Source organism: Dactylosporangium sp. NPDC049525 (assembly GCF_040676755.1).
Lineage (GTDB): Bacteria > Actinomycetota > Actinomycetes > Mycobacteriales > Micromonosporaceae > Dactylosporangium.
In genome coordinates, this window is the sequence record NZ_JBFAPO010000010.1 from 74,499 (window position 1) to 88,179 (window position 13,681).

The 13,681-nt window shown below is 72.0% G+C and carries 15 protein-coding genes; 7 read left to right on the forward strand and 8 right to left on the reverse strand.

The window, feature by feature from the left end; translation table 11 throughout:
* Entirely contained in the window at positions 1 to 753 is a 753-nt protein-coding gene (locus AB0K00_RS17340; RefSeq protein ID WP_363521809.1) for a hypothetical protein, read from the reverse strand.
* A 217-nt stretch (positions 754 to 970) separates the two neighbouring features.
* Between AB0K00_RS17340 and uppS the strand changes: the two genes are divergently transcribed.
* The 4 genes from uppS (at position 971) to AB0K00_RS17360 (ending at position 4,859) form a co-directional block, all read left to right on the forward strand.
* Positions 971 to 1,753, forward strand: a complete 783-nt coding sequence (gene uppS / locus AB0K00_RS17345; RefSeq protein ID WP_363521811.1) for a polyprenyl diphosphate synthase — start codon at positions 971 to 973, stop codon at positions 1,751 to 1,753.
* A gap of 249 nt (positions 1,754 to 2,002) precedes the next feature.
* Positions 2,003 to 3,001 (forward strand): amino acid ABC transporter permease, encoded by a 999-nt coding sequence (locus AB0K00_RS17350; protein WP_363521814.1) that lies wholly within the window; start codon positions 2,003 to 2,005, stop codon positions 2,999 to 3,001.
* Positions 3,002 to 3,781 (forward strand): amino acid ABC transporter ATP-binding protein, encoded by a 780-nt coding sequence (locus AB0K00_RS17355; protein ID WP_363521816.1) that lies wholly within the window; start codon positions 3,002 to 3,004, stop codon positions 3,779 to 3,781.
* Positions 3,782 to 3,845: 64 nt separating this feature from the next.
* On the forward strand, positions 3,846 to 4,859 hold the full coding sequence (locus AB0K00_RS17360; protein WP_363521819.1) for a transporter substrate-binding domain-containing protein: 1,014 nt from the start codon (positions 3,846 to 3,848) through the stop codon (positions 4,857 to 4,859).
* 39 nt (positions 4,860 to 4,898) lie between these two features.
* Here AB0K00_RS17360 and AB0K00_RS17365 read toward each other — a convergent pair whose 3' ends face one another.
* The 6 genes from AB0K00_RS17365 to AB0K00_RS17390 form a co-directional block, all read right to left on the reverse strand.
* Positions 4,899 to 5,480 carry a hypothetical protein gene (locus tag AB0K00_RS17365; RefSeq protein ID WP_363521822.1) on the reverse strand — a complete coding sequence of 194 codons (582 nt, stop codon included), beginning with the start codon at positions 5,478 to 5,480 and terminating at the stop codon, positions 4,899 to 4,901.
* Positions 5,477 to 5,854, reverse strand: a complete 378-nt coding sequence (locus AB0K00_RS17370) for a nuclear transport factor 2 family protein (protein ID WP_363521824.1) — start codon at positions 5,852 to 5,854, stop codon at positions 5,477 to 5,479. Before AB0K00_RS17370 ends, AB0K00_RS17365 begins: the two co-directional genes overlap by 4 nt.
* Before the next feature lie 79 nt (positions 5,855 to 5,933).
* Positions 5,934 to 7,136, reverse strand: a complete 1,203-nt coding sequence (locus AB0K00_RS17375) for an ABC transporter permease (protein WP_363521827.1) — start codon at positions 7,134 to 7,136, stop codon at positions 5,934 to 5,936.
* A complete protein-coding gene (locus AB0K00_RS17380) occupies positions 7,133 to 7,804 on the reverse strand; it encodes an ABC transporter ATP-binding protein (RefSeq protein WP_363521830.1) in 672 nt (223 codons plus the stop codon). Before AB0K00_RS17380 ends, AB0K00_RS17375 begins: the two co-directional genes overlap by 4 nt.
* Positions 7,801 to 8,856 (reverse strand): peptidoglycan-binding protein, encoded by a 1,056-nt coding sequence (locus AB0K00_RS17385; RefSeq protein WP_363521833.1) that lies wholly within the window; start codon positions 8,854 to 8,856, stop codon positions 7,801 to 7,803. Before AB0K00_RS17385 ends, AB0K00_RS17380 begins: the two co-directional genes overlap by 4 nt.
* On the reverse strand, positions 8,853 to 9,338 hold the full coding sequence (locus tag AB0K00_RS17390; protein WP_363521836.1) for a hypothetical protein: 486 nt from the start codon (positions 9,336 to 9,338) through the stop codon (positions 8,853 to 8,855). Before AB0K00_RS17390 ends, AB0K00_RS17385 begins: the two co-directional genes overlap by 4 nt.
* A 155-nt stretch (positions 9,339 to 9,493) precedes the next feature.
* Between AB0K00_RS17390 and AB0K00_RS17395 the strand changes: the two genes are divergently transcribed.
* Together AB0K00_RS17395 and AB0K00_RS17400 are read left to right on the forward strand one after the other, a co-directional pair.
* Positions 9,494 to 10,150: a response regulator transcription factor gene (locus tag AB0K00_RS17395; protein ID WP_363521838.1), complete on the forward strand. Its 657-nt coding sequence runs from the start codon at positions 9,494 to 9,496 to the stop codon at positions 10,148 to 10,150.
* Entirely contained in the window at positions 10,147 to 11,343 is a 1,197-nt protein-coding gene (locus tag AB0K00_RS17400; protein ID WP_363521841.1) for a HAMP domain-containing sensor histidine kinase, read from the forward strand. Before AB0K00_RS17395 ends, AB0K00_RS17400 begins: the two co-directional genes overlap by 4 nt.
* 58 nt (positions 11,344 to 11,401) lie before the next feature.
* Here AB0K00_RS17400 and AB0K00_RS17405 read toward each other — a convergent pair whose 3' ends face one another.
* Positions 11,402 to 12,547, reverse strand: a complete 1,146-nt coding sequence (locus tag AB0K00_RS17405; protein WP_363521843.1) for a glutamate-cysteine ligase family protein — start codon at positions 12,545 to 12,547, stop codon at positions 11,402 to 11,404.
* A gap of 241 nt (positions 12,548 to 12,788) precedes the next feature.
* Between AB0K00_RS17405 and AB0K00_RS17410 the strand changes: the two genes are divergently transcribed.
* Positions 12,789 to 13,664, forward strand: coding sequence for a 2OG-Fe(II) oxygenase (locus AB0K00_RS17410; protein ID WP_363521845.1), 876 nt, complete (start codon positions 12,789 to 12,791; stop codon positions 13,662 to 13,664).
* The last annotated feature ends 17 nt before the right edge of the window (positions 13,665 to 13,681 follow it).

The window sequence follows — 13,681 nt, forward strand, 5'->3', positions numbered from 1 at the left end:
TCATGCCTCCTTGATCTCGCACCGGATGACCGCCGGGAGGGCGGCATCGGCGGTGACGTTGTGGTGGAATCGCAGGCCGCGGCCGGACAGCAGCAGCCGGACGGTGCGGCCCGCGGGCAGCCCGTCCAGGACGAACGTGCCGTCGGCGCCGCTGTAGGTGGCCTTGGTGCCGTCGGTGGTCTCGACCCGCATGCCCGCCAGGGGCGTGTCGCGGGGACCGAGGACCACCCCGGGCAGCGGTCGCATCGGCGCGGTCTCGATCCGCAGCGGTGCGGTGACCCGCGGCGCCGTGGGCACGGGACGGTCGAGGTGGCCGGGGACGTCGACGAAGAACGCCGGCCGGGCCGGTGCGCCCTGCCAGACGTGGGCGGGCACCTCCTCGAAGACGGGCAGGTGCGGGCCGGTGGTCGTGGCGGTGAGCAGCCGGTCGAGCGCCGCGACGTCGTCGGCGCGGGCGGTGGCCAGCAGGAACCGCATCCGGAACCGGATCGGGTCGAGCCCGGTATTGGGGCGCAGGCCCTGCTCGGGCAGCAGCGCGACGAGCCACACGTGCACGTCGGCCACCTTGCCGGTGGCCTTGTCAGTGGCTTTGTCAGTGGGCTTGTCTGTGGGCTTGTCTGTGGGCTTGTCTGTGGGCCGGTCGGTTGCCTTGCCGGTGTCGCCGGGCGGGCCTGGGCGGGCCGTGAGCCCGGCGCCGCCCACCCAGTCCAGCAGGGCGGTGGTCGCGGCCTCGACGATGCCCGGTTCAGGCATGGCTGCTCCCTTCATCGATCGGCGGGGGTGGCGCCGGCGCGTGGTGTCCGGTGCAAGCAGGACGGCCGGCGGCCCCGGTAGATACCGGCGGGCGTGTCGCCTACCTGACACGGCGCCCGGAGGGCGCGGCGCGAGATGTGTGCGTGCGGTGAAAGCCCTGTGCAGATACGGATGAACGGCGGGCCCGCCGCGCGCCGGCCGTGGTTGGGTCCTGGACATGGTGCAGTCCTTCATGGGCGCGGCCTACGCGCTCTACGCGCGGCGTCTGCGCGCCCAGCTGGCCGGTGCCGCCCTGCCACGGCACCTTGCGATGGTCATGGACGGAAACCGCCGATGGGCGCGGCAGATGGGCTTCGACGACGCCAAGGTCGGGCACCGGTACGGCGCTGAGCATCTCGACGTGGTGCTCGGCTGGTGCGCCGAGGTCGGCATCCGGCACATCACCGTCTTCGTCGCCTCCGTGGACAACCTGCGCAAGCGGGACTCGGCGGAGGTCGACAACCTGATGCGGATGATCGAGCAGGTCGTCGCCGAACGGTTGACCCGACCGAGGAGCCCGTGGCAGGTGCATCTGGCCGGGCGGCTCGAGGTGCTGCCGGACAGGACCATGCACGCGTTGAAGCTCGCCGAGGAGCGGACCCGGCACATCGGCGCGACGTCCCACCTCACCATCGCCATCGGGTACGACGGGCGTGAGGAGATCGTGAACGCCGTCCGGTCCCTGCTCGAACAGGAGGGGCGCGCCGGGCACAGCATCGACGACATCGCGCAGCGCCTGACCGCCGAGCAGATCGCCGCGCACCTGTACACCAGCGGCCAGCCCGACCCGGACCTGGTCATCCGCACGAGCGGTGAGCGCCGCATGTCGGGCTTCCTGCTGTGGCAGGCCGCCTATTCCGAGCTGCACTTCTGCGACGTCTACTGGCCCGGGTTCCGGAAGGTCGACTTCCTGCGGGCGCTGCGCTCGTACGCGGCGCGCCACCGCCGGTTCGGTGCCTGACGCGGGCCTCTAAATACTAGTTACCCGATAGGGATTGACAACTTATTCTCGTCTCTTTAAGTTTCCAGTAGGCGAGTGCTCGCAACGGCATCCGCCTCGCAAGCGCACTGAGGTTGCAGGCACCTGTGCCGGCGGAGGGACGACCGACCTCCCCCGGCGACAGCGCGCAGCCCCGTCCCACATCCCGCACGGCTCACTGCTCGCGCCCGGTGGCGTGGGCAGTGTCGTCATCCCCGATGGAGCACGCGCATGAGCGAGCCCGTAACCCTGGCACCGCCACTCGGCAGTCCGCCGGCCAGCGCCGCCGTCACCCGCTTCGACCCGCAGGTGGCGCAGCGGCGGGTCACACCGCGGCTGCGGCCGTGGCGCTGGATCGTCAGCACCGCCGTGCTGGTGGTGCTCGCCCAGTTCGTCTCCGGCATCTTCACCAACTCCCACTACGAGTGGCACAAGTTCTGGGCGTACTTCACCCGGGAGTCGATCCTCGACGGCGTCGTGGTCACGCTGAAGGTCGTCGCGCTGAGCGCGGTGGTCGGGCTGCTCCTCGGCGTGATCGTCGCGCTCGGCCGGTTGTCGACGAACCCGCTGATCAACGGCCTTTCGTGGGCGTACGTGTGGTTCTTCCGCGCGCTGCCGTTGCCGCTGCTGCTGATCATCACCTTCAACTTCTCGTACTTCTACCCGCGGCTCGGCGTCGGCGTCCCGTGGGGGCCGGTCTTCGCCGAGGTGCAGACCAGCAGCCTCACGCCGCTGGTCATCGGTGTCATCGCGCTGAGCCTCAACGAGGCGGCGTACGCGGCCGAGGTGATCCGCGGCGGCATCCTGTCGGTCGAGGCCGGCCAGATCGAGGCCGCCAACGCGCTCGGCCTGTCCAAGGCCCGGCAGCTGCGGCGGGTCATCCTGCCGCAGGCGCTGCGCTCGATCGTGCCCGCGTACGGCAACCAGCTCGTCGGCCTGGTCAAGGCCAGCTCGCTGGTCTACTACGTCTCGCTGCTTGACCTGTTCGGCGCGGTGTTCGTGCTGGAGTCGCGGCACCCCGAGTCGCTGGTGCCGATCCTGATCGTCGGCGCCGCCTGGTACCTGGTCATCACCGCGGTGCTGTCGGTCGTGCAGTTCTACGTCGAGCGGTTCTACGCCCGGGGCAACGCCCGCGCGCTGCCGCCCACGCCGGTCCAGCGGCTGCGGCGCTTCACCGTCGACTCGTGGGCCCGGCTCGCCGGCGTCCGCCTGACCCGGAGGGGGTTGTAGATGACGGCGACACTCAACGCCGCCGCGGCGCTGGAGATCCGCAACGTGCACAAGTCGTTCGGGACCCGCGAGGTGCTCAACGGCGTCGACCTGACTGTCAACCCCGGCGACGTCGTGGCGATCCTCGGCCCGTCCGGCTCGGGCAAGTCCACGCTGCTGCGCACCATCAACCACCTGGAGCGGCCCGACCTCGGCTACGTGGCCGTGCACGGCGAGCTGATCGGCGTCGAGGTCCGCGGCGCGCACCTGCACGAGCTGCCCCAGCGCTCCGTGCGCCGGCAGCGGACCCGCATCGGCTTCGTGGCGCAGAGCTTCAACCTCTTCCCCAACCTCACCGCACGGGACAACGTCGCGGAGCCGCTGATCGCACACAAGCGGCTCGACAGGGCCGGCGCGCACGAGCGGGCCGTCGAACTGCTCGCGAAGGTCGGCCTCGGTGACCGCGGCGACGCGTACCCACGCCAGCTCTCCGGCGGCCAGCAGCAGCGCGTCGCGATCGCCCGCGCGCTGGCGCTGGAGCCGACCCTGCTGCTGTTCGACGAGCCGACGTCCGCGCTCGACCCCGAACTGGTCGGGGAGGTGCTCGCGGTGATCCGGCAGCTCGCCGCCACCGGCACGACCCTGGTGATCGTCACCCACGAGATCGGCTTCGCCCGCGAGGTCGCCGACACCGTGGTGTTCATCGACGAGGGCGTGATCGTCGAGCAGGGGCCGCCGTCCCAGGTGCTCAACGCCCCGCAACAGGCCCGCACCCAGGAGTTCCTCTCCAAGGTGCTGTGAAGCTTCCGTTCGCGACGACCCCCGGATGGCCACGCGCCGCCCGGGCCACCATTGAAGGAGAAAGATGACCACCGTCAGACCAACCGGCCGGGCGTTCTCGGCCGCAGCACTCGCCGTCGTGCTCGCCGCGGGACTCTCCGCCTGCGGCAGTGACGACGAGGCGAAGGCCGAAAGCCCGTCCAGTGCCGGCACGGTGACCATCGGCGCCCAGGCCAACGGCATCGGCAAGCCGACCGAGATCAAGGTCGAGAAGCAGCAGAGCCTCGCCGATCAGGTCCCCGCCGCGATCAAGGCCGACGGCAAGCTCACCATCGGCCTCGGCGCGCTGCCGACCGGCTTCCCGCCGCTCGCGTTCGTCGGTGACGACGACAAGACCTTCACCGGCGCGGAGCCCGACCTCGGCCGCCTCGTCGCCGCGGTGCTCGGCCTCAAACCCGAGATCAACAACGACACCTGGGACAACCTGTTCGTCGGCATCGACTCCGGCAAGAACGAGGTCGGCTTCTCGAACATCACCGACACCGAGCAGCGCAAGGAGAAGTACGACTTCGCCTCGTACCGCCAGGACAACCTGGGCTTCGCCGTGAAGGCCGGCAACGCCTGGAACTTCGACAAGAACTACAAGAACCTCGCCGGGCTCAAGGTCGCCGTCGGCGCCGGCACCAACCAGGAGAAGATCCTGGTCGCGTGGCAGGACAAGCTGAAGGCCGAGGGCAAGACTCTGGAGATCAAGTACTTCGCCGACACGCCCACCACGTTCAAGGCGATCGTCGCCGGGCAGATCGACGCCTACTTCGGTCCGAACCCCGGCATCGCCTTCCAGATCAGCCGGACCCAGGGCAGCGCCGACGCGGTCCGCAACGCCGGCGTCTACTCCGGTGCCGGTGAGTCCCTGCAGGGCCTGATCGCGGCCACCACGAAGAAGGACAACCAGCTGGCCAAGGTGCTGGCCGACGCGATCAACTACCTGATCCAGAACGGCCAGTACAAGCAGTGGCTCGCCGCCTACAACCTGGACACCGAGGCGGTGCAGACCTCGCAGCTGAACCCGCCCGGCCTGCCGAAGTCCAACCTCTGACCCGGCGTGCGGCGGCGGCGCCTGCGGGCGCCGCCGCCGTCACGGGCGCAGGGCGGCGAACACCTCGGGCCAGTTGCCGGGGATCGTGTCCAGCTTCTCGGCCAGGTAGCGCCGCAGGATCAGCTGTGCCGCCGCCCGGGCCGGGCCGGTGCCGCCCAGGGCGTTCACCACCTGGTCCATGCCGTCGCCGTCGTGCCGGCTGGGCGGCACCCCGATCGTGCCGAACGCGGCGACGACCTCAGGTTCGTCGTACACCGTGTCCGCCTGCCAGCCCGCCGCGGCGTCCAGCACGTACCGCAGGTGGTAGGACACGGCCGGCTCCCGCGCCAGCGCCGCGGTGTCGATCACCCGGTGCTCGGGCTGGTCGGTGAGCCCGGAGTCCGCCACCGAGTCCTCGACCAGTTCGAGCCAGTACGCCGCGTCGTGGCTGCCGTCGGTCTGCGCCATGTGCCTGGCGGCGAACTCGGCCATCTGGGCGGCGTCCGCGATCAGGGGCGTCAGCACCAGGTCGGAGCTGTAGGAGAAGCCGAAATACCAGCGGCGGCCGTCGACCACCAGCGACTCGATCCCGCCGACCTCACCGTCGAGGTCCGGCAGCGGCTCCGGCAGTGGTGCCGTCACGGCAGTCTCGTGTTCTGGTCGGCGATGACCAGCCACCGGCCGTCGACGAGCGCGTAGGTCAGCGTGAAATACGCCCGGCGGTCCGACACGACCTGACCTTCGGTGTCCACGACGACGAAGCGGTACTCGATGAGCACCCAGCCGGTGTCACCGGCCCGCAGCACCCGGCGGACGGTGCGCTCCTGCGTCCAGCTGTCGTCGGCGAACATCTCCCGGTGCAGTTCGACGACCGCCGGCTTGCCGTCCAGGACGCTGCCGTCGGGCAGGATCAGCACCACCTCGTCGGCGAGCGTCGCCGCGTAGGCGTCGAGGTCCTTGCGCTGCAACGCCGACAGGTGCTCCTCGAGCGCCTCGTCCAGTCCGGTCTGCGGCACCGGGCGTCTCCCTTCGATGGTCGTCACTACCCGACGAGGATGGTAGCCTGCCGTCCCACATGCTGGCGGACACCGCCGTTCACGGGGTCTGCAGCGCCTCCGTGGGGGACAGGCGGGCCGCCTTCACCGCCGGGTACAGGCCGGCCACCGCACCGATGGCGAGGGTCGCGGCCAGCCCGCCCGCCGGTGCCCAGGGCGGCACCACGACCGGCCACGCCTTGTATGCCGCGTAGCCGGCCGTCACCGCGGCGCCGAGCAGCACCCCGCCGGCCCCGCCGAGCGCGGACAGCAGCAGCGACTCGGCGAGGAACTGGGTGCGGATCTGCCCCCTGGTCGCGCCGAGCGCCCGGCGCAGGCCGACCTCCGAGCGGCGTTCCAGGACCGAGATGACCATCGTGTTGGCCACCCCGACCCCGCCGACGAGCAGGGCGACCGCGCCGACGCCGAGCAGCAGCCCGGCGAACGCCTGGCTGGTGGCCTGCTTGGCGGCGAGGGCGTCGGACGGCCGCGACACGTCGACCTCGTTGGGAGCCGAAGGGTTGGCGGTGGCGGCCAGGCGCCCGCGTACCGACGCCAATGCGGCCTCGTCCGGCCTGGTGTAGACCGTGGTCGGGTGCCCGTCGAAGCCGAGCCACCGCGCCGCGGCGGGCCACCCGACCAGCACCGCCGCGTCGAGCTCCTCGGCGAGCGGCACCGGGTCCAGGACGCCGACGACGGTGCACCGGACCCCGCCGACGACCACCTGGGTGTCCGGCCCGGCCGCGCCGATGCCGAGCCGCTGGGCGGTGCGGGAGCCCAGCACGACCGCCGGGAATCGCTCCGTCGCCGCGTTCAGCCACGCTCCACTGTGGACCGTCGCGCCCACCGTGCCGAGCAGGTCGGTGCGCGCCGCGTAGGCGACGATGCCGTTGGTCTGCACCTGCGGGATCCGTTCGGACCGGTACACCTTGGCGTCCTCGCCTACCCGCCCGATCGCCGACACCGCACCGATCCCGTCCATCCGGCCGATCATCGCCTCGGCGTCCAGCGGCAGCTGCGCGTCGTCGCCCAGGATCGTGCGGCCCGGTGCGACGGTGAGCAGGTTGGTGCCCAGCGCCGACAGGGTCCGGTCCAGCTCCGCGCCGGACGAGGACGAGATGCCGACCACGGACACCATCGCCGCGATGCCGATCGCGATGCCCAGCGCCGACAGGAACGCCCGCATGGGACGGGTCCGTAGCCCCACGCCGCCGACCCGCAGGACGTCGCGCGGCCCCAGCCGCGCCGGCGCGAGTGCCGTCATGCGGGCACCCCCGCGGGGTCCACGATCCGGCCGTCGCGCATCCGGACCTGCCGCGGCAGGCTCGCCGCGATCTCCCGGTCGTGGGTGATGACCACGACGGTGGTACCGGCGGCGTGCAGCTCCCGCAGCAGCGCCATGATGCCGCCGCCGGACTGGGAATCCAGCGCCCCCGTCGGCTCGTCGGCCAGCAGCAGCGGCGGGTCGCCGGCCACCGCCCGGGCGATGGCGACCCGCTGCCGTTCGCCGCCGGACAGCTCATGCGGGCGGTGCCGCATGCGGTGCCCGAGCCCGACCCGCTCCAGGGCGGCGGCCGCCCGGCGCCGCCGGTCGCCGAGGCGCAGGCCGGCGTAGAGCAGCCCGTCGGCCACGTTGTCGAGCGCGCTGGTCGCGGCGGCGAGATGGAACTGCTGGAACACGAATCCGATCCGGGTCGCGCGCAGCGCCGACAGCCGGTTGTCGGACAGCGCGGCGACGTCGTGCCCGTCGATGCGGACGGTCCCGGAGGTCGGGCGGTCGAGGGTGCCGATGATGTTCAGCATCGTCGACTTGCCCGATCCCGACGGCCCGACGATCGCGGCCAGCTCACCGCGCTCGATGTGCATGGAGACCCGGTCCAGCGCGGTGACCCCGCCGCCGTACGCCTTCGTCACGCCGGACAGCACGATCATGCCGGCATCCCGACGGTCGTGCCCTCGGCCAGCCCGTCGCCGGTGATCTCGACGCGGCCGCCGGCGAAGAGGCCGGTGGTGACCGGGACGTGCCGGGTGGCCGCGCCGTCGACGACCTCCACGCCGAATCCGCCCTCGTCGAGCGCCACGAGCGCGGCGACCGGGACGGTGAGCACGTCCCGGCGCTCCGACGCGGTGAACGTCACGTCGACCGCCGCCTGCCCGAACTCGTCCGCGGCGCGGGGGTCGTCGGGGGCGACCAGCGCCTCGACGCGGGTCGTCGGCTCGGCGTCCTGCCCGGCGCCGGGCTCGATGACCGTGGTCACCTCGGTGACCTTGCCGGGCACCCGTTTGCCGTCGGGCAGCGTGATCGACACGGCGTTGCCCGCCTTCGCGACCGCGCGGTCCTCGACGTCCAGGTCCACGGTGACGATGGTGGCGGTCCCGGTGTACGTGAGCAGCCGCTGTCCCGGTGCGGCGGCCTGGCCGGTCTCCGCCTCGAGCGAGTCGACGCGCACGGTCCCGGAGGCGAACACGACCCGGCCGAGCTCGACCACGCCCGTCTCGGGCAGGCCGAGCTTCTCCTGCCAGCGCTGCACCGCGTCGGCGGTGGCGTCGGTGTACTCGTCGTCGACCGTGAAACCCTGATAGCCCAGTGCCCGCAGGTTCTGCTCCAGCTGGGCGACGTCGGGCCCTTCGGTGCCGGGTGCCATCGCCCGGTAGGCGGGCATCGAGCCGAGCAGGAGCACCGCTGGCACGTCGTCGACGCGGAACAGCGGCTGCCCCTGCCCGACCACGGTGCCGCCGGCCGGCAGCCAGGTCACGGTGCCGGCCCGGCGGCTGGTCGCGGTCAGCGTCGGCCCGTAGCCCAGCTCGCCGTCCACGTCGAGCGTCTCGCGCAGCGTCTGCCGGGTCACCTGCGCGGTGGCGGGCGGCAGCGCGCCGGCGGTCCGCTCGGGTGTGCCGCCGCGGCGCGAACCGGCCACGGCGACGGCCGCCGCCGCGCAGGCGGCCGTCACGGCGAGGGCCGTCACGACCTTCGCGGACCTCATTTGCCGAGCCCCGGCATGAACTCCTTGGTGCACTTCTCGTTGGCGGCCTTGAAGTCCGGGTCCTCGGCGACCTTCGCGTCGATGCGGATGCCGTTGCCCTCCTGGTCGGGGAACGACTCGACGCCGTTGTCCCGCATGCACTGGGCGAACTTGCGCATCTGCTCGGCCTGTTGCGGGTCCTGCTTGCCGCCGGTCATGCCCTCGGGCGCCCACTCGCGGCAGGCCTCCATCGCCTTCTCCACCTTCGCCTGGTCGACGTTCTTGAACTGCATGAGGGCCGGCTTGCCCGGCTCCGGGTCGGGCACGTCGATGCCGTTCTCCCGCATGCACTGGGCGAACTTCACGCCCTTCGCCTGCCGGTCCAGGCTCGCGGTGGCCGTCGGCCCGGCCTTCGGCGTGCCCGCCGTGTCGTCGCCGCCGCAGCCGGTCAGGGCGAGCGCCAGGGCGAACACGGCCGTCGCGCCGTACAGGTGTCGTCGCATGTCAGGATCTCCTTCTCGCACCGCCGGCACGGCGCCGGCCGCTGTCGGGTGCTTATGCAACGCCGCGGCCCGTTTCCTCCGCGTTTGCAGGCAAGCCAACGCGGAGGAAATGCAGCCAACGCGGAGGAAACACGGCCGGTGGCAGCATTGGTCGGATGCGGGTGCTGGTGGTGGAGGACGAGCGGATGCTCGCGGACGCGATCGCCGAGTGGTTGCGCGAGGAGACCCACGCGGTCGATGTCGCCAACGACGGCGCGGCCGCGCTGGAACGCATCGGGGTCAACGACTACGACGTGGTGGTGCTGGACCGGGACCTCCCGCTCGTGCACGGCGACGACGTCTGCCGCGAGCTGCTCGCCGGCGGGTCGCAGGCCCGGGTGCTCATGCTCACCGCGGCGGCCGAGGTCGGTGACCGGGTGACCGGGCTGTCGCTCGGCGCCGACGACTACCTGACGAAACCGTTCGCGTTCCAGGAGCTGGCCGCGCGGGTCCTGGCGCTCGGCCGCCGGTCCCGTCCGGGCGCGCCGCCGGTGCTGCGCCGCGCCGGGATCACCCTGGACCCGGCCCGCCGTGAGGTGACCCGCGACGGGCGGTACGTCCTGCTGGCGAAGAAGGAGTTCGCAGTGCTGGCGGAGCTGCTGCGGGCCGACGGGGCGGTGGTCTCCGCCGAGCAGCTGCTGGAGAAGGTGTGGGACGAGCACGTGGACCCGTTCACCAACGCCGTGCGCCTCACGATCCTGAAGCTGCGCCGCAAGCTCGGCGATCCACCCGTGGTCGAGACCACGCCCGGCGTCGGGTACCGGATCGCATGAGGCGGCCACGTCCGACGCTGCGCCTGCGGCTCACCCTCGTGTATGCCGGCCTGTTCTTCCTGGCCGGGATGTCGCTGCTCGGCGTCACCTACGTGCTGTTCCGCCAGCAGCTGGCCAACTCGGCGGCGGAGCTGGTCGACGGGCCGCCGGGCCGGGACCGGCAGATGGTCATCCGGGAGAACGACACCGTCCTGACCGGTGACGCGGCGCTGGAGTGGATGCGGCGGCAGCAGGCGGACCTGCAGGACGCCGCGACGACGTCGCTGCTCACCCAGGGTTCGATCGCGCTGCTCCTGGTCGGGGCGGTGGCCGGGGTCTCCGGCTGGGCCGTCGCCGGCCGGGTCCTCGCCCCGCTGCACCGGGTGACCGCGACCGCGCGCCGCATCGCCGCCGCCCCGGCCACCGACCGCAGCCTCCATCAGCGCATCGACCTGCGGGGGCCCGACGACGAGGTGAAGGAGCTGGCCGACACGTTCGACCGGATGGTCGAGCGGCTCGATCATGCCTTCGACGGGCAGCGACGGTTCGTCGCCAACGCCTCCCATGAGTTGCGTACGCCGCTGACGCTGAACCGGGCCCTGGTCGAACTGGCCATGCACCGCAGGACCGCCTCGCCGGACGTCCTCCAGCTCGGCGAGAGCCTGCTGCAGATCAACGCCCGGCACGAGCGGCTCATCTCCGGGCTGCTGCTGCTGGCCCGGTCCGACCAGGAGATCGCCGAGCGCACGCCGGTCGACCTCGCCGACGTGGTGTCGCACGTGGTGGCCCAGGCGAAGGCCGACGCCGACGAGGCGGGCGTCACCGTCGAGGAGGCCACCGCCGCCGCGCCGACCAGCGGCGACGCGCTGCTGCTGGAGCGCCTCGTGCACAACCTCGTGGAGAACGGCGTGCGGCACAACCGCACCGACGGCACCGGATGGGTCAGCGTGGCCACCCGGGCCGTCCCGGCGGACCGGGTCGTGGTCGAGGTGAGCAACAGCGGGCCGGTCGTGGCGCCGTACGACGTGCCGGCGCTGTTCGAGCCGTTCCGGCGGCTGGGCGCGGACCGGCTGGTGACCGCGAAGGGCTCCGGGCTCGGGTTGTCGATCGTCCGCTCGATCGCCCGGGCGCACGGCGGTGAGGTGGTCGCCATCCCGCACGAGGGTGGCGGCCTGACCGTCACCGTCACGCTCCCAGGGGCGGCGCCCTACTGACCGCCCGGACGGCGGCCGCGGCCGGTCAGCGCACGGGGCCTTCAGTGCACAGGGGTCGTCAGGGGCACGGGATGCTGTAGGCGTCCAGGAACGCGTCCTCGCCGCGCTGCCACGTGTCGAGGGCCTGGTCGGCGAACGTCAGCATCGTCTCGCAGATCTCGTCGAGCGGCGCCAGCAGGGCGAGTGTCGCGGCCGGCTCCAGGCCGGCGGCGATGCGGGCCTGCAGGCCCTGGCGGGCGAGCCTGAGCAGCTCCCGGGCCACGTCCTGGACCAGGCGCGGACCGATCATGGCGCTGAGCCCTTTGACGGCCACGTCGACGCTGGCCCGGTCGACGTCGGCCGCGGACAGGTCGGACAGCAGGTGGTTCGCCGCGCGGCGGGCCTCCGGGTCGTAGACGAGGCCGGTCCACAGGGCGGCTCCGGAGCCGAGCCACGGCCACGGCGCCGCGTCGGGCAGCCGGACCTCCAGCGTGCGGCGGACCCGGACGTGCGGCCACACCTGGTTGAGGTGCAGCTCCCAGTCGGCGAACGTCGGATAGGTGCCGTCACCGAAGCCGTGCTCGATCGCGTCCCGGAACGGGACCTGCGGCGCGGCCACGTGCGAACCCTCGACCAGGCGATAGATCATCGGCAGGCGCGCGGCCCAGTCGACGAGGTCGTCGATGGTCGCGTCGGCGTTGAAGGCGACGTCGAGGACGCCGCAGCGGCGGGGGTCGAAGCGGCGCCAGTACTGCATGCGGCGCGACAGTGCGCCGGTGGGCTCGCCGGCGGCGACCGGTGAGTCGACGAACAGCGCGGCGACGACCGGTGCGGCCCGGACCAGCAGCCGCAGTTTGGTCATCAGGTCGTCGACGCCGGTGTAGTCCAGCGTGGTCTGCGTCGAGAGGATCAGTCCCATGACCTCGTCGGCGTCGGCGCCGTCGTGGCCGAGGCGGCGGAAGTATTCGCGCATGACGCCGACGCGGGTCTTGGGATTCCAGGCGATGTCGTCGGCGGCGGTGAACGGCGTGATGCCGCCGGTGAGCAGTGCGATTCCGTGCCGGTCGGCTATTGCGGCGGCCTGTTGCAGCCGGAACTGGACGTCGGCGGTGGCTTCGGCGACCGTGGCGAACGGCGGCGACGAATATTCCAGCGCGCCGCCGGTTTCGAGGGTGAGCGCGGCGCCGCCGGGCAGGCCGACGCCGACCAGGCAGGGGCCGTCCATTTGTGGTGTCACGTCGAATTGACGGACCAGGTCTTCGAGGAAGGCCAGGGACTGTGGATACGTTGCGTTACGCCGCGTTTTGCGATGGATCAGGCCGACTTCGGCCTCGAGTCCGACTGCCTCGGCCTTTCCCTGCGGTGCCGTGAATATGCTCCGCAGGTCACAGTGGTGAATCGTGCGAACTTCACCCACCGAGAGGCCTCCTTAGGCGGCGCGACGGCATCGGTGCTGCCACTACACAGTGCTACTGCGTGCCGCTGGCAATCGTACGCCGCCGCCATTGCTCCTAGACTCGAAGGTAACGCCTCTTTCGAGCGAAAGATCGGGTGCCGCAGCGATGATCGAATCCGACGGCTTCTTCGGGTTGCGCACCACCGACCGGCTCGACCGGGAGCTTCTCATAGCGCTGGCCACGCGGCAGATCGGCGCCGTTCACGTCAAGGGTCTGGTTGCGGCGCAGGACTGCGACGACGTGGTGGACCGGCTGGAGAAGGACCGGCTGAACGCCTTCGATCTGTCGCGCTATCAGGTCCCGACCTTCAACCTCGGGCCCATTCTCAACCATTATCTGCCGCAGCGGCGCATTACGCAGACGTATTGGGACGAGGCCCGGCACGCCGAGGATTTCTGGGAGGGCTGCGAGCCCGATGTCCGCGCGCAGTGCTTCCGGCTGCTGGCCGAGGCGTGGGGCGCAACCGCGCGGCAGTTGCACCACGACGGCCGGCCGCTGTTTCGTGGCATCGTGCGGGACAACAGCAACGGGGCGCCGCCGCACTGGGACGACCTGGCGATCGAGTTCCCGCCCGGGTTCGTGGTGCCCGTCCCGATCGTGCAGCTCAGCTTCGTGCTCTACCTGCGCATGCCGGCCTCGGGCGGCGAGACGGACATCTGGCCGCGCCGGTGGGTGCCGGGCGACGACCGGTTCCGCGTCGGCTCGTGCTGGCCCGACCTGCCGCTCGGCGCGGCGCCGCTGAGCGTGCGGGCCACGGCGGGCGACGCGGTGATCTTCGACCCGCGGCACTACCACCAGGTCCGGCCGGGTCTGGACGGGCGTCGCCTGACCCTCGCCAGCTACCTGGGCATCACCGCCGACGGCGCGCTGGTCGCCTGGTCCTGAGACCGGTCGCCCTGAAA